At 64.3% G+C, this 23,300-nt stretch carries 18 protein-coding genes; 5 read left to right on the forward strand and 13 right to left on the reverse strand.

The genetic code is table 11. From position 1 onward, the window contains the following. Positions 1 to 546 precede the first annotated feature (546 nt). From AC4QBL_RS12575 to AC4QBL_RS12620, 10 genes are all read right to left on the reverse strand, one after another. Complete coding sequence (locus AC4QBL_RS12575) at positions 547 to 1,623, reverse strand: IS3 family transposase (RefSeq protein WP_492131579.1); 1,077 nt, start codon at positions 1,621 to 1,623, stop codon at positions 547 to 549. Next, positions 1,620 to 2,153, reverse strand: coding sequence for a transposase (locus AC4QBL_RS12580; RefSeq protein ID WP_472900371.1), 534 nt, complete (start codon positions 2,151 to 2,153; stop codon positions 1,620 to 1,622). The genes AC4QBL_RS12575 and AC4QBL_RS12580 overlap by 4 nt, the downstream gene beginning before the upstream one ends. A 478-nt stretch (positions 2,154 to 2,631) precedes the next feature. Further along, positions 2,632 to 3,249, reverse strand: coding sequence for a TorD/DmsD family molecular chaperone (locus tag AC4QBL_RS12585; RefSeq protein ID WP_472907072.1), 618 nt, complete (start codon positions 3,247 to 3,249; stop codon positions 2,632 to 2,634). A gap of 135 nt (positions 3,250 to 3,384) precedes the next feature. Continuing rightward, positions 3,385 to 5,469 carry a 4Fe-4S binding protein gene (locus AC4QBL_RS12590; RefSeq protein ID WP_492131662.1) on the reverse strand — a complete coding sequence of 695 codons (2,085 nt, stop codon included), beginning with the start codon at positions 5,467 to 5,469 and terminating at the stop codon, positions 3,385 to 3,387. After that, positions 5,429 to 6,139, reverse strand: a complete 711-nt coding sequence (locus AC4QBL_RS12595) for a DUF3306 domain-containing protein (protein WP_472901669.1) — start codon at positions 6,137 to 6,139, stop codon at positions 5,429 to 5,431. The genes AC4QBL_RS12590 and AC4QBL_RS12595 overlap by 41 nt, the downstream gene beginning before the upstream one ends. After that, positions 6,129 to 6,785 carry a DUF3305 domain-containing protein gene (locus AC4QBL_RS12600; RefSeq protein ID WP_472901670.1) on the reverse strand — a complete coding sequence of 219 codons (657 nt, stop codon included), beginning with the start codon at positions 6,783 to 6,785 and terminating at the stop codon, positions 6,129 to 6,131. Before AC4QBL_RS12600 ends, AC4QBL_RS12595 begins: the two co-directional genes overlap by 11 nt. A gap of 209 nt (positions 6,786 to 6,994) precedes the next feature. Next, positions 6,995 to 8,296 (reverse strand): benzoyl-CoA 2,3-epoxidase subunit BoxA, encoded by a 1,302-nt coding sequence (gene boxA, locus AC4QBL_RS12605; RefSeq protein WP_472907070.1) that lies wholly within the window; start codon positions 8,294 to 8,296, stop codon positions 6,995 to 6,997. 362 nt (positions 8,297 to 8,658) lie between these two features. Further along, the gene (gene boxB / locus AC4QBL_RS12610) at positions 8,659 to 10,086 is read right to left on the reverse strand and encodes a benzoyl-CoA 2,3-epoxidase subunit BoxB (RefSeq protein ID WP_472901672.1); all 1,428 of its coding nucleotides are present in this window, start codon (positions 10,084 to 10,086) and stop codon (positions 8,659 to 8,661) included. Positions 10,087 to 10,184: 98 nt separating this feature from the next. Further along, positions 10,185 to 11,843, reverse strand: coding sequence for a 2,3-epoxybenzoyl-CoA dihydrolase (boxC, locus tag AC4QBL_RS12615; RefSeq protein WP_472907069.1), 1,659 nt, complete (start codon positions 11,841 to 11,843; stop codon positions 10,185 to 10,187). A 140-nt stretch (positions 11,844 to 11,983) separates the two neighbouring features. Continuing rightward, positions 11,984 to 12,952 carry a helix-turn-helix transcriptional regulator gene (locus tag AC4QBL_RS12620; protein WP_472907068.1) on the reverse strand — a complete coding sequence of 323 codons (969 nt, stop codon included), beginning with the start codon at positions 12,950 to 12,952 and terminating at the stop codon, positions 11,984 to 11,986. Between the two features lie 158 nt (positions 12,953 to 13,110). Here AC4QBL_RS12620 and AC4QBL_RS12625 point away from each other — a divergent pair, with 158 nt between their 5' ends. Further along, complete coding sequence (locus tag AC4QBL_RS12625; RefSeq protein ID WP_472907067.1) at positions 13,111 to 14,688, forward strand: 3,4-dehydroadipyl-CoA semialdehyde dehydrogenase; 1,578 nt, start codon at positions 13,111 to 13,113, stop codon at positions 14,686 to 14,688. A 122-nt stretch (positions 14,689 to 14,810) separates the two neighbouring features. Next, complete coding sequence (locus AC4QBL_RS12630) at positions 14,811 to 16,388, forward strand: benzoate-CoA ligase family protein (RefSeq protein WP_472907066.1); 1,578 nt, start codon at positions 14,811 to 14,813, stop codon at positions 16,386 to 16,388. A 9-nt stretch (positions 16,389 to 16,397) separates the two neighbouring features. On the opposite strand, the gene AC4QBL_RS12635 is transcribed toward AC4QBL_RS12630, so the two are convergent. Together AC4QBL_RS12635 and apbC are read right to left on the reverse strand one after the other, a co-directional pair. Further along, a complete protein-coding gene (locus AC4QBL_RS12635) occupies positions 16,398 to 16,835 on the reverse strand; it encodes a PACE efflux transporter (protein WP_472901677.1) in 438 nt (145 codons plus the stop codon). Positions 16,836 to 16,918: 83 nt separating this feature from the next. After that, entirely contained in the window at positions 16,919 to 18,010 is a 1,092-nt protein-coding gene (apbC, locus tag AC4QBL_RS12640) for an iron-sulfur cluster carrier protein ApbC (protein ID WP_472901678.1), read from the reverse strand. A gap of 206 nt (positions 18,011 to 18,216) precedes the next feature. Between apbC and metG the strand changes: the two genes are divergently transcribed. Both metG and AC4QBL_RS12650 read left to right on the forward strand, forming a co-directional pair. Next, positions 18,217 to 20,271, forward strand: coding sequence for a methionine--tRNA ligase (gene metG, locus AC4QBL_RS12645; RefSeq protein ID WP_472901679.1), 2,055 nt, complete (start codon positions 18,217 to 18,219; stop codon positions 20,269 to 20,271). Between the two features lie 9 nt (positions 20,272 to 20,280). Beyond that, positions 20,281 to 21,021, forward strand: a complete 741-nt coding sequence (locus tag AC4QBL_RS12650; RefSeq protein ID WP_472907065.1) for a YoaK family protein — start codon at positions 20,281 to 20,283, stop codon at positions 21,019 to 21,021. Positions 21,022 to 21,028: 7 nt separating this feature from the next. On the opposite strand, the gene bamE is transcribed toward AC4QBL_RS12650, so the two are convergent. After that, a complete protein-coding gene (gene bamE / locus AC4QBL_RS12655) occupies positions 21,029 to 21,541 on the reverse strand; it encodes an outer membrane protein assembly factor BamE domain-containing protein (protein ID WP_472901681.1) in 513 nt (170 codons plus the stop codon). A 101-nt stretch (positions 21,542 to 21,642) separates the two neighbouring features. Between bamE and AC4QBL_RS12660 the strand changes: the two genes are divergently transcribed. Further along, the gene (locus tag AC4QBL_RS12660; protein WP_472901682.1) at positions 21,643 to 23,286 is read left to right on the forward strand and encodes a SulP family inorganic anion transporter; all 1,644 of its coding nucleotides are present in this window, start codon (positions 21,643 to 21,645) and stop codon (positions 23,284 to 23,286) included. The last annotated feature ends 14 nt before the right edge of the window (positions 23,287 to 23,300 follow it).

A 23,300-nucleotide genomic window follows, 5' to 3' on the forward strand; every position in this document is an offset into this window, starting at 1 on the left:
ACCAAACTCACCAGAGCAGCGCCCCCCGATCATCACAATCCTGCGGTCGGACAACAACAAGGGGGATCTCACCGTCACGAGGCACCTTGAGGGAATGCTCAAAAAGGGCAAGATCACCTCTGAGGATCTAATAAAGATCTTTCACCCGGCCTACCGAAGGGGCGAGCTACTTTCCTCCAATGACTGCGAGGAAGTTTATGACCGCGAGATTCGACCGAAGGCAAGTGTGGCGTCTTCGAATGACCCGACTGCCGAATCGCTCCTACGAACACCCAATGCTGTCGTGGAGGCGATGGAAGGCACGCCTGACGAAGAGGATCACGATCTCAGAGCGCCTCTGTCCTTCAAGGATCTTCCCATTCCTGACGTAAAGTTTGAGTACGTCATGGCTGATGCCTTCATCTGGAACGTACGGGTTGAAGACTTGATGATCAAGTTCACCTGCATCAACTCCCGTGGGCTAGAGCAAGAGATGCATTCGTTCAAGAGTAGGCCGCACCTGGCGCACGGAAGTTGTCAAGCTAGTTGTCGCCTGAGGTTGTCAAATCAAGCTGCCTTCTGATCGGACTCCTTGGTTTGTGGGCTGTCTGGGTTTAGGTGAACCTCGTCGATGAAGGTCCAGTTGCGGGTGTTTCCTGACCAACGCGCTGGATGTTGTTGCCTGGCTTTTTCATAGACCGCAGCACGTGCGTGCAGCAAAGCTTCATCGGTCTGTGCATGGCGCTGCGCGGGGGTCACGAAGCTGATTGCACTGTGCCTGTGCTGCTCGTTGTACCAGTGCACCAGCTCGGTCACCCAGCGCCTGGCCTGCATCAGATCGGCAAACGGCTTGAGCGGCAGCTGCGGGCGGTACTTCAAGGTCTTGAACAGCGATTCGGCGTATGGGTTGTCGTTGCTCACCGCGGGGCGGCTGCGGCTGTGTGCCACGCCCAAGCGCTGCATGGTGGCCAGCATCGTTTCGCCCTTCATCGGACTGCCGTTGTCCGAATGCACTGTGACCTGATCCGCACCAACGCCCTGGCGCCGACAGATGTCCTCCAGCAGCGCTGCAGCCCGCTCGGCGCTCTCGCAATCGAAGACCTGCCAGCCCACCACCTTGCGGCTGAAGATGTCCACGAACAGGTACAGGTAGAAGAACAGGCCGCGCACCTGGGTGGGCAAGTAGGTGATGTCCCAACAGTAGATCTGGTCGGGCCTTCTCGCCACCAAGGCGCGGGGTTTGCTGCGCTTTTGCGGCACGCGTTCAAGGCGGCGGTGAGCCAGTTGCCCAGCCTGACGCAGCAGCCTGTACAGGGTTGACTCGCTCGCCACGTACATGCCCTTGTCAGCCAGACGGGGCACGATCTGGCTGGGTGGCAGGTCCTTGAACTCCTCACTGTTGAGCACAGCCAGAGCCGCCAGGCGTTCAGCGTCGCTCAGTTTGTTGGGCGGGCAGTTATGAATGCGTTGATCAGGGGTGCGCCTGTCGCCCACATACAGCGCATTTTTTCCAGCATCCACCCAGCGCTGCACAGTGCGTGCGGCCAGCCCGATGATCTCGCAGGCCCTGTGCAAGCGGGCGCCAGCGATGCAAGCTTCGGCGATCAGCTCCAGCACGGTGGCGCGTTGTGCGAGGGTGCTCATGTGTCCTCGCCCTGCGATTTCAGAACCAAGGCCTGGAACTTTTTTTGAAGGATCAGCAAAGCGGCGGCCTCGGCCAGCGCGCGGTCCTTGCGGCGCACCTCGCGCTCCAGCTGGTCGTGCCGGCCTTGCAACTCGCGCAGCGCAGTGTTGGCCAGGCGTTGCTCAGCGGCGCTGGCAGCAGCGGGTTGCGTCGATGCGCAAAAGGCTTCGCGCCACTGGATCAGCTGGTGCTCGAATAAGCCCTTCTCGCGGCACCAGGCGTGCAGCGCCGGCCCCACCAGGGTGTGGCTTTCGTTCAAGGCCAACAGCCGCTGAACAGGGCTCCACTGGGCTGCGGGCGTATCGCTGGGCAGCGTTGGCGCATGCGCCAACGCTGCCCCCACAGGGCGCGATCTCTTGAGCCAGCCCTTGAGCGTTCCCAGTGGCATGTTCAGCTCAGTGGCCACCGATTCCAAGGTGCGCGAGCCGCGCGTGCGGACCTTGCTCAATGCCTGCTCTATGAACTCTGGCGAATGTTGATTCTTTTGCATGTTGTGTCGCTTTGGCGCGGATCATCCGCGTGAAAAAGGAGGCGACAACTAGTCTGACGCAGGGGGGCGCATCTGCACGATTACGCCTTCCGTTATCTCAAGGATCGTGAAGAACAACGCGCCATGTTCGCGATCTGCAATTCCGAGCCTTGCCGCGGCTTTCTCGCTGAGAGTGTGACGGCGATTGCCCTACAAATGATGCGTGCGGGTGTCGGTAGCAAGGAGTAGGCAGTTGTATAAGCTGGCGGGATCACCTCGGCCCGGACTTGCTCCACGCCGCCTAGCTGCGAAGTGCTAGTTCGCCCAAGTCGCGACGTTAACGCTGCATCGCGGCACCGTGCAAGCCCTGAAGCTGCCTTTCGGCAAAGCCTGCTCCTGGCCGGGACCTGCCACCGAACCCTCGAATCACACAGGCGCATCAACACACCGGTCGAAGCACTACGAGCGACGTTGCCCGAAGTGAGCACCGCCAGCCGATTCAAGCCAGCATGTCAAAGCCCTGTATTTCAACCGCCACAAACGCCCGGGTGAACCCGGCCAGTGCGGCGTAGAACTTGGCTTTGGGGTGTGCTGCCACGGTGTCGCACATGGTGTGTGCCCAGGGTTGCAGGTGGGCGTTGAAGAACTTTTGTTGCTGGGTCAGGTTGGACACTTCGACTTCGTCGCCTGCGATCAGGTAGCGCATGACTTCGCACAGGTAGGCGAAATGGTCTTCGGTTTCTGACATGGTGTCGTCGCGCCCGAGGCCGAGCGCGGCGAGGTCGCCACGCAAAGCGGCCAGCGGTTTTTCGTTCAAAAAACCGCTGAGGTAGTGCGAGCCAAACAGGAAAATTTCGGGCTTGCCGATACCGCCAAACAGGGCGTCGAATTCCACGGCCACGGCAGCGTCGTCCACCGCGCGGGCAGCGGCCACCAGGTCGCGCCAGGGTTCTTCCAGGAAGCCGCCGGCGGCGGGTGCTTCGGTGACGGCCACGCGCAGTTGCGACATGAGTTCGGGCGTGGGCGGCGCGTAGAACAGCGCGGCCAGCAGGCCGTACACCTCGGCGCGGGCGGTTTCTTCGTCGAGGGCGGAGGACACGGGAATGGAGTTGTTCATGTTGCTTGCTGCTTGGATTCGCTGTGCGCGACAAAACTGGGCATGCCAGAAACTGGCAAGGCGCACCGTGAACCTGGCTGTGCCAGGCCAAAGGCTTGGACCCCCTGAGGGGAAGACGCTAAGCGGCGCAGGGGGTTACAGATCATGGATGCGGGTTTCGCCCGGGTTGGAATAGATGTCCACCACGCGGCAGTCGCCGCACATTTTCAGGCGTTCCAGCGCTTCGCCCTGGAACATGGCGTGGCCGGCGAGCTTGCCCAGCATCACTTCAATGCCTTTGAGCGTGCCAAAGGGTTTGCTGCAGCGGATGCACTGGTAGGGCTGGGCTTCGTTGAGCACGCGCAGTTGTTTGCGCTGCTCGGAGAGCAGCAGGCGCGGCGTGAGCGTGATGGCGTTTTCGGGGCAGGTGCTGGCGCACAGGCCGCACTGCACGCAGTTTTTTTCAATGAAGCGCAGTTGCGGGCGCTCGGTGTTGTCTTGCAGGGCGCTGGCCGGGCAAGCGCTGACGCAGCTCAGGCACAGCGTGCAGGTGTCTTTGTTGACGGCGATGCTGCCCAGCAGCGATGCGGCGGGCAGTGCCAGTGCTTCGCCGGCCTGGACGCGCTGAGGGTGGGCAGCACTGTCTTGCAGCAGGTGGTCAATCGCCAGCTCGACGGTGGCGCGCTTTTCGGCTTGCACGGCAAAGCTCGCGCGGCGTTTCACGCCCTGCGCCGGGGCTTCGCCCAGGGCGGCGTCGAGCGCCATGAGGTCGCGGGCGTCACGCGCTTCAAGCAGCTTGAAGTGTTGGCCGCTGTAGCCCAGGCCGCTCACGATAGCCTGCGCCACCGCCATTTGCTCGACCACGGCGTCGCGGTACTGCGGGGCTTCTTCACCCGTCATGAGCACCCAAACCTGGCTAGCGCCGTAGGCAAAGGCGGTGAGCCACACGTCAAGCCCGACCGAGGCGGTGTGCCACAGCGGCAGCGGGATGACGCGAGCGGGCACGCCGCGCACGGTTTTGTCGAGCGCGGCGGCACGGCCCAGGTCGCTGATGAGGGCAGCGCCGGCTTCCTGGCTGTGCAGCAGCAGTGCCGCGTCTTTGCCACCGGCTTTGGCGTAGGTGGCGAGCAGGGTGCGCAGTTTCACGCCCTGCTCGCTGGCGCGGGGGTAGGCGTAGCTCAGCGCGCCGGTGGGGCACACGGTGGTGCAGGCGCCGCAGCCCACGCACAGGTTGGGGTTGACGACGATCTGGTTGCGCTTCACGTCGCTGCTGATGGCGAGCGCCGAACAAATCTCGACGCAGGCGTTGCAGCCCACGGTTTCGTTGCGGCTGTGGGCACAGATTTTTTGTTTGTAGGTGAAAAATTTGGGTTTTTCAAACTCGCCCACCAGATCGCGCAGCTTGATGATGGCCTGCATGGCGGCGGCGTCGTTCAGGCCACCGGGCAGGTGCACGTAGCCTTGTGGGTGCGCGTGTTGGCTGAAGGCAGGCGCTTTGCGCAGGTCGAGCACCAGGTCAAACTTGTCGCTGTGGCTTTGGGGCGCGCGCTGGAAATTGATGGCGCCCACGGCTTCGCAAGCTTTCACACACGCGCGGTGCGACTGGCAGCGGCTCATGTCGATCTGGTAGTCCAGACCAATGGCGTCTTCGGGGCAGGCGGCCACACAGGCGTTGCAGCGGGTGCACAGGTCCAGGTCAATCGGGTTGCTGGTGGTCCACTGCACGTCAAACGCGCCCAGCCAGCCGCGCACCTGGGGCAGCTCACCGGCAATGACCGGGAAGCGGCGCGCCTGCATGCCGGCACCGCCGATGGCCATGAGCGTCACGTCCAGCACATCGGCCACCAGCGCGGCGGCGCGCTCGGCGTCTTCCAGCGCGCCGATGACCAGCAGGCGCCCGGCGCTTTTGTAGGTGACGGTGGGCACAGGCTCGGCGTCGGGCAGGCGGGCGGCGGCCAGCAGGGCGGCCATTTTGGGCGTGGCTTGGGCGGCTTCGCGGCCCCAGCCACCGGTTTCCCGGATGTTCACAAAATGAATGGGCCGCACGTCGAGCGACACAGCGCCCTCGGTTTGCTCAGCCAGCTCGGTGAACAGGCGGCTTTCTTGCGTGCAGGCCACCACCAGGTCGTCGCTGCTGCGGCAGGCCTTTTGAAAGGCCGGCGCGTCGCGCCGGCACAGGGTGGTGTGCAGTGTCAGGTCTTCATCCAGCGCCTCGCCCAGGGCTTTTGCGTTCAGGGGCATGGTCTGGTTGCAGTTGCAGATCAGCGTGGTCATCGTGGTTTTCTGGTTGTGCCAGCGCAGTGGCTGCGCCGGTGGGGGTGTCGGGTGCTGCTTCAAGCTCAGCGCCAGCGGTGTTGGCTTGAGGCTGTGCTGGCGCGTCGCTGTCGGGCGGTGCCTCCTCGGGCGAGGCATCGCCAGCCGGAGCCACGGCCACTGTGGCGGGCTTGGCCTCGTTGGGGTCGTCCACCAGTTTCAAAAACTGGGCGCCCACCATTTTGGCCATCATGGCTGCGGACAAAGGGCTGGGCTGGGAATAGTCGTCGATGTAGATGTCGAGCCCGTCCATCACGTTGTAGTGCGGATCGGTGAACAGCTTCTTCATGGCGGCATTGCGCACCTCGGCGGGCACCTGGCGGCCAATGAAGGGTTTGAAGTCGGCGTCGCGGGTGAGTTTCGCCACGTCGTCGAGCGTGAGCACCGGGGGTGCCTCGGCAGCGGGTGGTGCGGCGGGCGCATCGGCGCTCGGTTGGGCCTTTTCAGGCTGCTCAGGGGCGAGCGACGGGGCAGCGCGGGCCACCAGGGGCGCCGGCGCCGCTGGTGGGGGCGGCTCCACCGGCAGCGGTTGGCCGGTGCGCACCTGCACCTTGCGGCGCGACCAGCGCGAAAAAAAGTTGTCGTCGTCAGCGGCCATGGCCACCTCCGTTGCCCTGGCCGGGGCGGGCCGGCGCTGGGCCAGGCTGTGGGCCGGTGGGCCGCTTTTCGGTGCTGATGCGCACCGGCTGACCAAACCGGTCGGTCAGGGTTTTGAAGCTGTCCGGGCGCTTGCGGCGTTTGGGCTCGGGCTGGTAGGTGGTGTCGACAAAGGCGCGCAGCCAATCCACCGCATCTTCTGGCGCGGCCACCTGCTCCACGCGCTCTTGTGCGTCGAGCCAGCGCCCGGCGTCGTGGTAGCTCAGCGTCACGGTTTGCGGCACGGCCAGGGGCTCGCCGTCCACCAGCTGGGCTTCGTCGGGGCGCCACACCACCCAAAAGCAGGGCGTGGGGCTGTTCAGGTTCAGAAAATAGCCTTCGGCGTCGTCACGAAACAAGGTGACGCGAAAGCGCGGAAACAGCCAATGGGTGGACGCACCGTGGCCGGCGCCATCAATGGGTTCGACGGCCTGTGGCTCGTGCACGTCGTCGGGTGTGAGGGCGGTTGTTACTTCGGGGCTGCTGCGCAGCAACACGTCGGCCAGCACCCAGCGCCAGGCTTGCCAGCGGCTCATGGGGCCGCTCACCGGCTCGCGGCGCATGACCACGTCCACCTCGATGGCGGGGCGGTTGGGGGTGGGGGTCATGGGGTTTTCGGTCATGTTGGAAAGACCGCAATGTAAGCCATCCCGGACCGGCTCAGCGGGCGCCGGGCGCTTTCCCCGTTGCGGGCAGTGCTTTCAGAGGGGAAACCCTGATAAAACGGCACAAAAACCGCACCCAGAAAAAAGGGTCTGGTGGGCAACGCCCGCCAGACCCTTTGTTGCCGGGTGGTCACCCACCCACGTTCAGGCGCTCAATAGGTTTCCAGGTGCAAGCGGCCTTCGCGCTTGAGCGCCGCGCCCAGGGTGTCCCAGTTGAGGCCGGCGTTTTGTGCCGCATCGCGCAGGGCCAGCACCACGCCCTCTTCCATGCTTTTCAGGCCGCACACGTAAAAGTACGCGTTGGGGTCTTGCAGCAGGGGCACGAGGTCGGCGGCGCGCTCGCGCATGGCGTCTTGCACATAGCGCTTGGGTTTGCCTACCTCGCGTGAGAACGCAAATTCAACGTCGATGAAGTCTTTGGGTAAATTGTTGAGCGGGCCGAAGTACGGCAGCTCGGCCGGCGTGCGGGCACCAAAGAACAGCATGAGTTTGCCGCCTTCAAATTTGCCGGAAGCGCGCTGGCGCCGGCGCCACTCGGTCATGGCGCGCATGGGTGCGCTGCCGGTGCCGGTGCAGATCATGACGATGTGGCTCTTGGGGTGGTTGGGCATCAAGAAGCTGCTGCCAAACGGCCCGATCACCTGCACGGTGTCACCCACTTGCAGGTTGCACATGTAGTTGCTGGCCACGCCGCGCACGGGCTGGCCCTGGTGGTCCTCCAGCACGCGCTTGATGGTGAGCGACAGGTTGTTGTAACCGGGGCGCTCGCCGTTGCGCGGGCTGGCAATGGAGTACTGGCGCGCGTGGTGTGGCTTGCCGTTGGCGTCGGTGCCGGGCGGCACGATGCCGATGGACTGGCCTTCGAGCACGGGGAACGGCATGCTGCCGAAGTCGAGCACCACATGGTGGGTGTCGTAGTCGTGGCCGGCCTGTTTGCCGACCTCGGTCACGCGCACGTTGCCCACCACGGTGGCGGTGACGGTTTTCTGCGCGGCCTTGGGGCCATACAGGTTGGTGTAAGCATGGGCGGCCGACCAGGGCGGCACATGGGCGCCAAACGCGCCCGAGTTGAACGCGGTCTCGCCGGTGGGGTCGGCCACCACGGCGGCTTCGGTCTCGGCCTCTGGCGCAGGCTCGCCGGCGGCATCGTCGCCGGCCAGTGCTTTGCGCTCTTCGGCAGACAACTCCACCGGCAGTTCGTCCCAGGTGAGCTGCTCGGCCAGCGAATAGACCTTGATGCGCGGCATGGTGCGGTAGTTGTCGATCGAACCCGTGGGGCACGGCGAGATGCAGTCGTTGCACCAGTTGCACTTTTCGGCGTCCACCACGTAGTTGCGCGAATCGTGCGTGATCGCGCCCACGGGGCAGATGGCTTCGCAGGTGTTGCAGCGGATGCAGATTTCAGGGTCGATCAGGTGCTGTTTGATCACAGCGGCTTCCATGGGGGCGTTCATGTGCGGTCTCCGGCGTCTCGAAAGGATGCTCTGTCGTCTGGATTGTCGTGACTTCGTTGGGGAAGTGCTTGGGCTGGGGCAAAAACTCGTTCGGGTCTCTTGTGGCTTCGGCCTGGCACCGCACGGGCCGGGGCGACCGACTCCGTTCGTGTCCCCCGCCGGCCTGCGGCCGGCTCCTCCTGTACCTCACTGCGCCGGTCACCCAGACCCGTGCTCATCAGAGGCAAAAAAAGGAACGCCCCGGTGTAGCCGGGGCGGGAGGTGCCCCACCCAGGATGCGGTGGAACCGGCTTTGCCGGGCCACTCGCATCGCCCCCTGGGGGGTGACGCGCCCTTGGGCGCGGCGCGGGGGGGTCAACAGTTCAAGCGAAGCGGATGTACTCAAAGTCCACCGGCTGGCGGTTGATGCCCATGACCGGCGGCGCGATCCAGTTGGCGAACTTGCCGGGATCGACCACGCGGCCCATGAGGCTGGCCACAAAAGCGCGGTCGCTCTCGCTGGGCAACCAGTTGTCGCGGTTGGCGTTCCATTCGGACTCGGAGATCACGCGGCCTTCGGGCGCCACTTTCACGCCCTTAAGCATGCCGATGTTGCGGTGGAAAGCCTTGTGCGGCACGGTCAGGCGCACGGGGATGCCGGCCTTCTCGATCACCTTGTTCCAGCGCTCCACGCCGCCCACGCTGTCCTTGATGTAGTCGTCGCGCAGCACTTCGTTCAACGCGTTGAGCATCGGCACTTCTTTTTCCACCAGCTGGCCGTTTTGCACGTTCAGCACCTTGTAGAACTGGCCCTTGAGCACGTGGTCGTCGGTGCGCTTGCCTTCTTCATAGCGCCCCTTGAGGCCGGTGCTGTAGAAGGTGGCGGCGTTGCTGGACTCGTCGGCACCGAACAGGTCGATCGTCACCGAGAAATGGAAGTTGAGGTAGCGCTGGATGGTGGGCAGGTCGATCACACCGGCGGCGCGCAGCTTGGCCGGGTCGTCGGTCTTGAGCTCGTTCATCACCTGGCAGGTGCGGTTGATCACGCGGCTCACGCCCGACTCGCCCACGAACATGTGGTGCGCTTCTTCGGTCAGCATGAACTTGGTGGTGCGGGCCAGCGGGTCGAAGCTCGACTCGGCCAGGGCGCACAGCTGGAACTTGCCGTCGCGGTCGGTGAAGTAGGTGAACATGAAGAACGACAGCCAGTCGGGCGTCTCTTCGTTGAAGGCTTCCAGAATGCGCGGGTTGTCAGCGTTGCCGCTGTTGCGCTCCAGCAGGGCTTCGCCTTCTTCGCGACCGTCTTTGCCGAAATACTTGTGCAGCAAATACACCATGGCCCACAGGTGGCGGCCTTCTTCCACGTTCACCTGGAACAGGTTGCGCAGGTCGTACTGGCTGGGCGCCGTCAGGCCCAGGTGGCGCTGCTGCTCCACCGAAGCCGGCTCGGTGTCACCCTGGGTGACGATGATGCGGCGCAGGTTGGCGCGGTATTCGCCAGGCACGTCTTGCCAGGCGGCTTCGCCCTTGTGGTCACCGAAATGGATCTTGCGGTCTTGCTCGGCGGGGTTCAGAAAGATGCCCCAGCGGTAGTCGGGCATCTTCACGTGGCCGAACTGCGCCCAGCCCTGCGGGTCCACGCTCACGGCGGTGCGCAGGTAGACGTCAAAGTTTTGCGAGCCGTCCGGGCCCATGTCGTCCCACCACTTCAGGTAGTTGGGCTGCCATTGCTCCAGCGCGCGCTGCAGCGTGCGGTCTTCGCTCAGGTTGACGTTGTTCGGAATTTTGTCGCTGTAGTCGATGGTGGACATGTTTTGGCTCCTGCAGGTTTCTCGTTCGGTGGACTGCTCTAAGGTTGCGGCTGGCTCCACCGGGAAACCCACCGCACAACAAGACTCAAGGGATCGGATCAGACGCGGTTCATGTCGAACTGCGCTTTGTCGCCTTTGCCGTAGACCTTCAGTGCACCCTTTTCGCCCACGGCGTTGGGGCGCTGGAAGATCCAGTTTTGCCAGGCGGTGAGGCGGCCAAACACGCGGGTGGCCATGTTTTCTTTTTGCGCAAAACGCAGGTTGGCTTCCAGGCCGGTCAGGGCGTCGGGCGACATGGACGCGCGCTCTTCCAGCGCCATGCGCACTTCGTCGGCCCAGTCGATGTCGTCGGGGGCGGCGGTCACCAGACCCAGGGCCAAGGCAGCGTCGGCGTCGAGTGACTTGCCGATAGCGCCGCGGGCGGCTTCCATCGGGCCCACCTCTTCATAAAAGCGGCGCTGCAGGCGCGACTGGTCGTTCACCATGGGCAAGAAGCCAAAGTTGAACTCGCTGAGCTGCAGCTTGGGTGCCTTGTCGGCGTCGTCGGGCAGGGCCAGCATGTAGGCGCGGTCGGCGCAGAAAGCCAGTTCGGCCAGCGTGCCGGCGAAGCAGGAGCCTTCTTCGATCAGGGCAAACAGACTGCGCGACGACACGTCCAGGCGGGCGAAGGTGCGGCGCAGCGCGCCGATGGTCTCGTTCACAAACCAGTGGTCTTTGTGGGCCAGCATCAGGGCGTCGTTGGCCAGCACCGCGGCGGCATCGCCTTCGGTCTTCAAGATCCAGGTGCCGATGTCGAGTTCGTTGGTGCGAAGGTTGAGGATGGCGTCGTCGAGCTCGCGGGCCATGTGCAGCGGGTACCAGGCGGCACCGGCGGCTTCGATGCCGGCTATTGTCGTGGGCTGCGCACCGCTCGGTGCCTTCAGGGTGAGGGTGGCGTTGCGCTTGGCGCGGTCGATCGCCACATTCACATAGGTGTAGGCAATGCCGTCGGCACTGTCGGTGCGCTCCACGCGGGGCAGCTGGACACCCTTGGCGCCGGCTGGGCGGCTGCTCTGGGCAGCCAGTTTCGCGGCGCGCTCGGTCACGGCGGCGGCAAACTGCTGCGGCTTGGCCACGGCGTCCACCAGGCGCCAGTCAACGGCTTTCTGGCCGCGCACGCCTTCGCTGGTGGTGCAGAAGATGTCGGCCAGGTCGTGGCGCACGTGGCGCTTGTCGGTCACGCGGGTCAGGCCGCCGGTGCCGGGCAACACGCCGAGCAGCGGCACTTCGGGCAGGCTCACAGCGCTGGAACGGTCGTCCACCAGCAAGATTTCGTCGCAAGCCAGGGCCAGCTCGTAGCCGCCACCGGCGCAGGCGCCGTTCAGGGCCGCCAGGAATTTCAGGCCGCTGTGCTTGCTGGTGTCTTCAATGCCGTTGCGGGTTTCGTTGGTGAACTTGCAGAAGTTCACTTTCCAGCCGTGGCTGGACACACCGAGCATGAAGATGTTGGCGCCAGAGCAAAACACACGGTCCTTGCCGCTGGTGACCACCACGGTGCGCACTTCGGGGTGCTCGAAGCGCACGCGGTTCAACGCATCGTGCAGCTCAATGTCCACACCCAGGTCGTAGCTGTTGAGCTTGAGCTTGTAGCCGGGGCGCAGGCCGCCGTCTTCGTCGATGTCGATCGACAGCGTGGCCACGTCGCCAGCAAAGGCGAGCTTCCAGTGGCGGTACTGGCTGGGTTCGGTGCGGTAGTCAACGGCGGTGCTGGTGGTCATGTCTGTCTCCTCGGGCGGGTGTTCGGCTGGGGGACACCCGTGGACACGGGTGCTGCACCGGGTCTGGCCTGCACTCAAACGCCTGTCAGAACCCGTTGATGTGAATAATATTGCATCTTTTTAAAAACGTCAATGCACTTTTATGCATGCCATGAAACACCCAGCACCTCGCGCACTTGCTGGCGCAGGGCGGCAAAGGCGTCGTCCACGTTGTAGGCACTGGTGTTGAATTGCAGATCGGCCTTGGAATAGAAGGCCGAGCGCCCGGCCAAAATGCGCTTCAAATCTTCCATGGCTTCGCGGCTGGCGGCCATGGGGCGCATGTCGCCTTGTGCCGCCACGCGGCCCATGTGGTCGGCCGGGTCGGCCTGCAGCCAGATGGTGGTGCAATGGCTCAGCAACAGGTTGAAGTTGGCGGCATCGGACACCAGGCCACCGGGGGTGGCAATCACCACCTCGGGGTAAATTTGAATCGCCTCTTCCAGCGCACGGCGCTCGTAGCGGCGGTAAGCCGGCGTGCCATAGAGCGCGTGGATTTCGTTGATGCTGCAGCCCGCAAATTTTTCAATTTCGCGGCTCAGTTCAATGAAGGCGTAGCCCAGGTCGTCGGCCAGGCGCTGACCCAGCGTGGACTTGCCCGCACCGCGCAGGCCAATGAGCGCAATGCGAGCGCTGCGGCCCACGTCACCCCCTGCCACAGCACCGCCGCCCAGCAGGCTGCCAATGGCCACGCGCGCGCGGCGCAGGTCGGCTTCGTTGCGGTTCTCCAGCAGCTCGCGTATGAGCAGCCATTCGGGCGAGCTGGTGGTCACGTCACCCAGCAGCTCGGTCAAGGAACAATGCAGCGCCTGCGACACCTGCAGCAGCACCAGCACCGACGCGTTGCCGGTGCCGTACTCCAGGTTGGCCAGGTGGCGCTCTGACACGTCGGCCGCCACGGCCACGGCCTTGCGCGTCATGCCGCGACGCGAGCGCAGCGTGCGCACCCGCTCACCCAGCGCCACCAGAAACGGGTGGCGCGGGGCTTCGTCGGGCGTGGCGTCGAGGGTGCCCGCCGCGGCGGGGGCCAGGTCCACGGCCGGGGCTTTTGCGGTCGCCAGTTGGTTCATAAATGTGCTCTTCAATTCAGGGAAAACCCTAGTTAGACTTGCCAGTCTGCGAAACATGCACTTTAATGCATGCTGTGTCAGGCGCAAGATAATGCATTTATAGCGTCAATCCCGACCGGCGAACAGCCCTCCCCGATACCCTTACCCAGCGAGACCCCATGACCACTCTGCCTTTGCTCCCCAACTTCCTCGCCGGCCGCTGGCAAACCGGTGCCGGCAACGGCACCACCCTGCTCGACCCGGTGCAGGGCACCGGCCTGGTGCGCGTGAGCAACACCGGCCTGGACCTGACCGAGGGCTTTGCCTTTGCCCGTGAACAGGGCGGCGAAGCCTTGCGAGCACTCACTTACAAACAACGGGCCGGTTTGCTCAGCGAGATGGTGAAAGTGCTGCAAGCCAACCGCGACGCCTACTACGAGATCGCCACCGCCAACTGCGGCACGGTAACCAAAGACTCGGCGGTGGACATCGACGGCGGCATCTTCACCCTGGGCTACTACGCCAAGCAGGGCGAGGCCCTGGGCGACGCGAACTTGCTGCTCGACGGCGAGCGCATCCGCATGGGCAAAGACCCGGTGTTCCAGACCCAACACGTGCTGAACCCCACGCGCGGCGTGGCGCTGTTCATCAACGCCTTCAACTTCCCGAGCTGGGGCCTGTGGGAAAAAGCGGCGCCCGCGCTGCTTTCGGGCGTGCCGGTGATCGTGAAACCCGCCACCGCCACCGCCTGGCTGACCCAGCGCATGGTGCAAGACGTGGTGGACGCCGGTATCTTGCCGGCGGGCGCGCTGTCGGTCATCTGCGGTTCGTCGGCCGGACTCATGGACCAGCTGCAGCCGTTTGACGTGGTGAGCTTCACCGGCTCGGCCGAAACGGCCCGCATCATCCGCAGCCACCCGGCGGTGGCCGAGCGGTCGGTGCGCTGCAACATTGAAGCCGACAGCCTGAACAGCGCCCTGCTCGACCCCGCCGCCACCGAAGGCAGCGAAGCCTTCAACCTGCTGGTGGCCGAAGTGGCGCGCGAAATGACCGGCAAGAGCGGCCAGAAATGCACCGCCATTCGGCGCATTTTTGTGCCGCGTGCCCTGTTTGACGCCGTGGCCCAGGCCATTGGCGCCAAGCTGGCCAAAACCACCGTGGGCAACCCCAGAAACGAAACCACGCGCATGGGCTCGCTGGTGAGCCGCGAGCAATTTGACAGCGTGCTGGCCGGCATCGACCACCTGAAAACCGAAGCCGAGGTGCTGTTTGACGGCAACAGCGCCGCCCTGGTGGACGCTGAGCGCGCGGTGGCCGCCTGCGTGGCGCCCGTGCTGCTGGGCCACCGCCAGCCCACGAAAGCCCAGGTGCTGCACGCGGTGGAGGTGTTTGGCCCGGTGGCCACGCTCATGGCCTATGACGACGAAGCGCAGGCCTACGCGCTGATTCGCCGCGGCGAAGGCTCGCTGGTGGCGTCGGTTTACAGCGCCGACCCGGCCTTCATGGCCCGCGCTGCGCAGGCGCTGGCCGACAGCCATGGCCGCGTGCACATCATCAGCCCCGACGTGGCCGCCAGCCAGACCGGCCACGGCAACGTGATGCCCATGAGCCTGCACGGCGGCCCCGGCCGCGCAGGTGGTGGCGAAGAGCTGGGCGGCCTGCGCGCGCTGGGCTTCTACCACCGCCGCAGCGCCGTGCAGGCCAGCAGCGCCGCGCTGGACGTGCTGGCCGCTACGGGCATATCTTTCAAACCGTGAGCCCGATCACCGTTTGAGTTGACTCAACGACCGTTCGCCCTGAGCTGGTCGAAGGGCTCGCGAGGGCTTCGACAGGCTCAGCCCGAACGGGGTGTATTGCAGAACATAGCAGGAGACAAACCATGAGCCACACCGAAACCACCGCCCCACCGGAGCGCTTCAACTTCGCCCGCCACCTGATCGCGCTCAACGCCGGCCGGGCTGGCAAAGCCGCGCTGATCGACGACGCCGGCTCGCTCACCTACGGCCAGCTGGCCGACCAGGTAGAGCGCTTTTCCGGTGCGCTACAGGCGCTGGGCCTGAAGCGCGAAGAGCGCGTGTTGTTGCTCATGCACGACTGCAGCGACTGGGTGGTGGCGTTTCTGGGCGCGCTGCACGCGGGCGTGGTGCCGGTGGCGGTGAACACCCTGCTCACGACCAAAGACTATGGCTACATGCTGGCCAACAGCCGGGCGCAAGCGGCGCTCGTCTCAGCCGCGCTGCTGCCCACGCTGCAAACGGCGCTGGAAGCGGGCGGCCACGAGGTGAAACACCTGGTGGTCTCACGCGCCCACGATGCCCTGCCTGCGGGCGCGCATGACATGGCAGCGCTCGTGGCCGCGCACGCCCCGGGCGAGGGTGCCGACACGCACGGCGACGAGCCTGCCTTCTGGCTGTATTCCAGCGGTTCCACCGGCAGTCCCAAAGGCACGGTGCACACACAGGCCAGCCTGTACTGGACCGCCGAGCTCTACGGCAAGGCGGTGCTGGGTCTGCAGGAAAACGACACGGTGTTTTCCGCCGCCAAACTGTTCTTTGCCTACGGCCTGGGCAACGGCCTGAGCTTCCCGCTGAGCGTGGGTGCCAGCGTGGTGCTGATGGCCGAGCGGCCCACGCCGCAGGCCACCTTCAAACGCATGGTGGACCACCAGCCCACGGTGTTTTTTGGTGCGCCCACCGGCTACGGCGGCATGCTGGCATCGCCCGACCTGCCGGCCAAAAGCCAGGTGGCGCTGCGCCTGTGCTCGTCGGCGGGCGAGGCGCTGCCGCGCGACATTGGCGAGCGCTGGACGGCCCATTTTGGCTGCGAGATCATCGACGGCATTGGCTCCACCGAGATGCTGCACATCTTTTTATCCAACCGCCCGGGCGACGTGCGCTACGGCACCACCGGCAAGGCGGTGCCAGGCTACGAGGTGCAATTGCGCAACGAAGACGGCAGCGTGATCACCGGCCACAACCAGATCGGTGATCTCTACATACAAGGCCCGAGCGCGGCGCTGATGTACTGGAACAACCGCGCCAAATCGCGCGACACCTTCCAGGGCAGCTGGACCAAAAGCGGCGACAAATACACCCGCGACCCCGACGGCTACTACACCTACGCCGGACGCAACGATGACATGCTCAAGGTCAGCGGCATCTACGTGAGCCCGTTCGAGGTGGAGGCCACCCTGGTGCAGCACCCAGCCGTGCTCGAAGCCGCTGTGATCGGCAAAACCGACGACGACGGCCTGACCAAAACCAAGGCCTATGTGGTGCTGAAAAATGGCGCGCAAGCCACCGAAGCCGAACTGCAGGCCTTCGTGAAAGAAAAACTCGCGCCTTACAAGTACCCGCGCTTCATTGAGTTCATGGACGAACTGCCCAAAACCGCCACCGGCAAGATCCAGCGCTTCAAGCTGCGCGACTTGGAAACGCAGCGGCTGTTTGAGCGCTAAAACGCTGATTCAGCGGGCGGGCTCCTGCGCCGATTGCGGGAGCCCAAACACCCGGTCAAACACCCAGGTGAACACCACCGTGTAGACCAGGAAAAACACCAAAATGCCCAGATCGGCCACGAAGGCCTCCCACCAGGTGATGCCCAGCCAGCCGGCCATGACGGGCACCAAAATCAGCGCCAGCCCACCCTCAAAGCCCAGCCCATGGGCAGCCCGGCGCTGCCACGACCGGCCCTTGACGGACTGACGCGATTCCCAGCGTTCAAAAAAGAAATTGAAGGTGTAGTTCCAGGCCAGCGCAATGCTGGACATGGTGACCGAAAGCCCCAACGAAGACAGCGGCGACTGCCCAAACACCAGCACCAGCATGGGCGCGACGCAGGCGATGGCAAAGGTCTCGTACAGGACGGCCTGAACGATGCGGCGGGTGCGGGGGGACAAAGACATGGACGCAGGCGGTTGCCGGAATTTCGGTGAAACCAAAGAAAAGGGCCGCTTCTGCGGCCCCGGGGTGTGCAGGCGAAAGCGGTTCAGGTTTCTTTCGAAATCTTGATGCTCGGAAACTTGCTGGAAAAGTCTTTGGCGCGGGCGGCGATCTTGATCGCCACCTGGCGCGCCACGGCTTTGTAGATGCCAGAAATTTCACCGTCCGGGTCGGCCACCACGGTGGGCATGCCGCTGTCGGCTTGCACGCGAATCTGCATGTTCAAGGGCAGTGCGCCCAGGTAGTCCATGCCGTATTCGGCCGCCATGTTTTTGCCGCCGTCGGCGCCAAAAATGTGCTCGGTGTGGCCGCAGTTGGGGCAGCAATACACCGCCATGTTTTCCACAATGCCCAAAATGGGCACGCCCACTTTTTCAAACATCTTGATGCCCTTGCGCGCGTCGAGCAGGGCAATGTCTTGCGGTGTGGTCACGATCACGGCGCCGGTCAGCGGCACGCGCTGGCTCAGGGTGAGCTGGATGTCGCCAGTACCGGGTGGCATGTCCACGATCAAATAGTCCAGGTCTTTCCAGTTGGTCTGGCGCAGCAACTGCTCCAGCGCCTGGGTGGCCATGGGGCCGCGCCAGATCATGGCTTCGTCGCGGTCCACCAGGAAACCAATCGAAATCACCTGCACGCCGTAGTTTTCCAGCGGCTCCATGGTCTGGCCGTCGGCGCTCTCGGGTCGGCCTTCCACGCCCATCATCATGGGCTGGCTGGGGCCGTAAATGTCGGCGTCCAGAATGCCGACCTTGGCACCCTCGGCAGCCAGCGCCAGCGCCAGGTTCACGGCGGTGGTGCTCTTGCCCACACCGCCCTTGCCCGAGGCCACGGCAATGATGTTTTTCACCTGCGGCAGCAGCTGCACACCGCGCTGCACGGCGTGGGCGGTGATCTTCATGCTCATGTTGACCGACACGTTGTCCACGCCGGCCACGCCCTTGGCGGCGGCAATGAGCGCCTTGCGCAGCGCTGGCATCTGGCTCTTGGCGGGGTAGCCCAGTTCCACGTCGAACGATACATCGCCGTCTTGCGTCTGCAGGTTCTTCACGGCCTTGGTAGACACGAAGTCCTTGCCGGTATTAGGGTCTGTTACAGCCTGCAGGGCAGCCAGCAGCGCTTGTTGGTCAACGGCCATGGTGGGGAATCTCCTGTGGGGAACGGTTTTTTGGTGTTGGAAGAGGTGGCGCGAAGTCTACCCGCCCGCCCGACCCCACCGGATACACACAAACACCATGAGGGCTTCCCCCAAAGCCACGTGGCGCCCTGGGGCGTGCAGCTTGCCAAGCCCCGTGCGCCCATGCGGCCTAAAATCACGGGTTCCCCTGATAGAAAGCCCCTGCCATGAGCCAGAGACGCCTGTTCGTCACCACCGCCCTGCCCTACGCCAACGGCCATTTCCACATCGGCCACATCATGGAGTACATCCAGGCCGACATCTGGGTGCGTTACCAGCGCATGCAGGGCCATGAAGTGCACTTCGTCTGCGCCGACGACGCGCACGGTGCACCGATCATGATTGCGGCCGAAAAGGCCGGCAAAACGCCGCAGCAGTTCGTGGCCGACATTGCCTCGGGCCGCAAACCCTACCTGGACGGTTTCCACATCGGGTTTGACAACTGGCACAGCACCGACGGACCCGAAAACCACCAGCTCGCACAAGACATTTACCGCGCGCTCAAGGCCAACGACCTGATCGAGACCCGCACCATCGAACAGTTTTTCGACCCCGCGAAAAACATGTTTTTGCCCGACCGCTTCATCAAGGGCGGTTGCCCCAAATGCGGCGCCAAAGACCAATACGGCGACAACTGCGAAGTGTGTGGCGCGGTGTACGCCCCCACCGAGTTGCACAACCCTTACTCGGCGCTCTCGGGCGCGGTGCCGGTGCTGAAAACGTCTGAGCACTTTTTCTTCAAGTTGTCCGACCCGCGCTGTCTGGCCTTCCTGGACCAGTGGACGCAAAGCGGTGCGGTGCAGCCCGAGGTGCTGAACAAAATTGCCGAGTGGATCGAACCCGGCCCGGACGGCAAACCCAAAATGGGCGACTGGGACATCAGCCGCGACGCGCCGTATTTCGGCATTGAAATTCCGGACGCACCGGGCAAGTATTTCTACGTGTGGCTGGACGCGCCCATTGGCTACCTGGCCTCGCTGAAAAACTACTTTGCCAAAACCGGGCGTGACTACGACGCCTTCATGGCCGACCCGACCACCGAGCAGTTCCACTTCATCGGCAAGGACATCATCACCTTCCACACGCTGTTCTGGCCGGCCATGCTGAAGTTCAGCGGCCGCAAGGTGCCCAACGCCGTCTTTGTGCACGGCTTCCTCACCATCAACAACGGCGAAAAGATGAGCAAGAGCCGGGGCACCGGCCTGAACCCGCTGAAATACCTGGAACTCGGCATGAACCCCGAGTGGCTGCGCTACTACCTGGCGGCCAAGCTCAGCGGCAAAAACGAAGACGTGGACTTCAACCCCGAAGACTTCATGGCCCGCGTCAACAGCGATCTGGTGGGCAAATACATCAACATCGCTTCGCGCGCAGCCGGTTTCATCGCCAAGCGCTTTGACGGCCGACTCGGTGCCGTGTCGGCCGACGGCGACGCCCTGCTGGACCACCTGCAAACCCTGGCGCCCACGGTGGCCGAGCTGTACGCCGAGCGCGAATACGGCAAGGCGCTGCGCGAAATCATGCTGCTGGCCGACCGCGTCAACGCTTATGTGGACCAAAACAAGCCCTGGGAACTGGCCAAGCAAGAAGGCATGGAAGGCCGCCTGCAAGATGTGTGCACCACCTGCATCGAAGCCTTCCGCCTGATCTCGCTCTACTTGAAGCCGGTGCTGCCCGCGCTGGCCGCCAACGTGGAAGCCTTCCTGAACATCGAGCCCCTCACCTTCGCTGACGCCGGCCGCCTGCTGGGCGCCGGCCACACCATTGGCGCCTACCAGCACCTGATGCAGCGCGTGGACGTGAAGCAGCTGGATGCGCTGTTTGAACCTCCGCCGGCAGCGGAAGAGCCCAAGACCGTGCCCGGTGGCGAGCCGATTGCCGACACGATCTCCATCGACGACTTCGCCAAAGTCGACCTGCGCATCGCACACATCGTGAATTGCGAAGCGGTGGAAGGCTCGACCAAGCTGCTGCGCCTGACGCTGGACGTGGGCGAAGGCAAGACCCGCAACGTGTTCAGCGGCATCGCCAGCGTCTACAAGCCCGAAGACCTGGTGGGCAAGCTCACCGTGATGGTGGCCAACCTGGCGCCTCGCAAGATGAAATTTGGCGTGAGCGAGGGCATGGTGCTGGCCGCCAGCCACGCCGACGAAAAGGCGCAGCCTGGCATTTACATCCTGAACCCGTGGCCGGGCGCCACACCCGGCATGCGCATCCACTGACCGCCGCGCATGTTTGAACCGATCCGCGGCTTCACCAGCCTGCAGCGCACGCCGCAGGCCGACTTGAAGCTGGGTTCGGTGCTGGCCTTTGTGGCCGGCGCGGCCAACGCGGGGGGTTTCCTGGCGGTGGGTCAGTACACCTCGCACATGACAGGCATCCTGTCGTCCGTAGCCGACAACCTGGTGCTGGGCCAGCTCGTGCTGGCGGGCGCCGGGGTGGGCGCGGTGCTGGCTTTTTTGCTCGGTGCCATGACCACCGCCTGGCTGGTCAACTGGGGCCTGCGGCGCGAACTGCGCAGCGCTTACGGCCTGCCGCTCATGCTTGAAGCCTCGCTGCTGTTGGTGTTTGGCCTGTTTGGTGCCGCCATCAGCCTGTTCACCACCGTGTTTCTGCCACTCACCGTGGTGCTGCTGTGTTTCATCATGGGCTTGCAAAACGCGGTCATCACCAAGATTTCACGCGCCGTCATCCGCACCACCCACATCACCGGCCTGCTCACCGATCTCGGCATCGAGCTGGGCAAACTGCTCTATGTGAACCGCCACCTGGGCCACCAGCCGGTGCGCGCCAACCGCCAGCGCCTGCGCGTGCACGGCCAGCTGATCGCCAGCTTCTTTCTGGGCGGCCTGGCCGGTGCGCTGGGCTTCAAATACGCGGGCTACATCAGCACCGTGCCGCTGGCGGCGCTGCTGTTGCTGCTGGTGCTGCGCCCGGCGCTGGACGACTGGCAGCGCCTGCGCGCAAACTGACCAGCGCTCAGCGGCTGCGGTCCAGATCCGGATCGCGCACCGACAGGGTTGAAACCACCCGCAGATCGGGCGAGAAGATCACCGTGAACACCTTGCTGTCGCTTTCGTTCGGCCCGTCCAGGTAGCGCCAGTCGTAGTGGGTTTCTTGCTTCAGGGCGTAGGTCGTGATCTTCATGGGCTTGCCGAGCATGCGGCGCACGTCTTCCATCATCATGCCGGGCTGCACCTGCGCAAAGGTGCGCGGGTTGAGCACCTGGCGCAGCGCGGTCATCTTGCCGTCGGGGCCAATGGTGATCATGTAGTTGGTGTGGCCTGCGGGCTGGCGGTTGTATTCGTACACCTGGGCGCCGTCCGGGCCGTCCCACACCGCTTCGGGGGCGCCGAAGCGCTCGCGCACGTCGGCCTCGGTGGACAGCCCCTCTTCCAGCTCGCTGATGTTTTGCGGGTCGCAGGCCGCCACCAGCAGGGCCAGCAGGCCCGCCAGCAACCAGCGGGGCAGGTGGTGCCAGGTCGTGTTCATCTGATCTCCCTCAAAAAACACCAAAAAGTCAGTGTAAACCCTCAGGTCGACGTCATCTTCCTGTAAGTTCTGCGAACCGTCGCAAACGGTAACATTTCACGATGCTGAAAAACCTGCCCCCCCTGGCGCCGTTTCGACCCCGCTTGCTGAACGACCTCAAGGGCTACAACAGCGAAAAACTGGCCAAAGACATGGGGGCCGGTGCCACGGTGGGCATTGTGGCGCTGCCGCTGGCCATGGCCTTTGCCATCGCCAGCGGGCTCAAACCCGAGGCCGGGCTGTGGACCGCGATCATTGCGGGCTTCATCATTTCAGCGCTTGGCGGCACCTCGGTGCAGATTGGCGGACCGGCGGGCGCGTTCATCGTCATCGTTTACGGCATCGTTGAGCGCTATGGCGTAGCCAACCTGCTGATCGCCACCGCCAGCGCCGGGGTGTTGCTGTTTTTGCTGGGCCTGTTCCGGCTGGGCACGCTGGTGCGCTACGTGCCGGTGAGCGTGGTGATTGGCTTCACCAACGGCATTGCGGTGCTCATCGGGCTGTCGCAGGTGCGCGACCTGCTGGGGCTGGACATCGCCAAAATGCCGGGCGACTTTTTCAGCCAGATCAGCACCCTTGCCGGCCACATTGGCAGCTTCAACCTGTACGCGTTTGGCCTGGGTGCGGTGTGCGTGGCGGGGCTGTTTGTGTGGCCGCGCCTGTGGGCGGTGGACTCGCAGTTTCGGCGCCAGCTCGACAAAATTGAAACCGTGAGCGCGTTGCGCGCCACATCGCGCGTGCCAGCGCCGGTGGTCGCGCTGATCTCGCTGTCTCTGGTGGCCTGGTTGTTCAGCCTGCCGGTGGAAACCATCGGCTCGCGCTTTGGCGGCATTCCGCAAGGGGCGCCCGCGTTTGAGCTGCCCGCTTTTTCATGGGAAACCGTGAAGATGCTGGTCACGCCCACCCTCACCATTGCGCTGCTGGGGGCCATTGAGTCGCTGTTGTGCGCGCGCGTGGCCGACCAGCTGGGCGACGCGCCCAAACACGACCCCAACCAGGAACTGATGGCCCAGGGCATTGCCAACGCCGTGGTGCCGTTCTTTGGCGGCATGCCCGCCACCGGCACCATTGCCCGCACGGTGACCAACATCCGTTCGGGCGCGGTGTCGCCCGTGGCGGGTATGGTGCACGCCCTCACGCTGGCCGCCGTGGTGCTGCTGGCCGCGCCGCTGGCGGCCCACATACCGCTGGCGGTGCTGGCGGGTGTGCTGATGTTTGTGGCCTGGAACATGGGCGAATGGCGCGAGTTTGGCCGCCTCAAGCAGTTCAGCAACCACTACCGGCTCATGATGGTGTCCACTTTTCTGGTCACGATCGTGTTTGACCTGACGGTGGCGGTGGAACTGGGCCTGGTGCTGGCCGTGGTGCTGTTTGTGCGCCGCCAGAGCGACATCTTTCGCGCCGAGCCCATTTCGCGCAACGGCCAGCAGCTCACCTTCCGGCTGTATGGCTCGCTGTTTTTTGGTGCCGTGGCCAAGATCGATCCCATCGTGGCCGAGGTCGAGGCCTCACCCACCCCGGTCAACGTGATGCTGGACGCCACCCAGCTCATCTCGCTCGACACCACCGGGCTGGATGCGCTGGAACAGTTGCACAAAGCGGTGCACAAGCGCGGGGGCCACCTGGGCATCGTGGGGCTGAACGCCCAACCCCGCTCGCTGATGGAGCGCTCGGGTTTCGCGGCCCATCTGCACACCTTTCAGTGAAGCCCCCGGCCGCC

The sequence above is a fragment of the Hydrogenophaga sp. L99 genome (assembly GCF_058731905.1).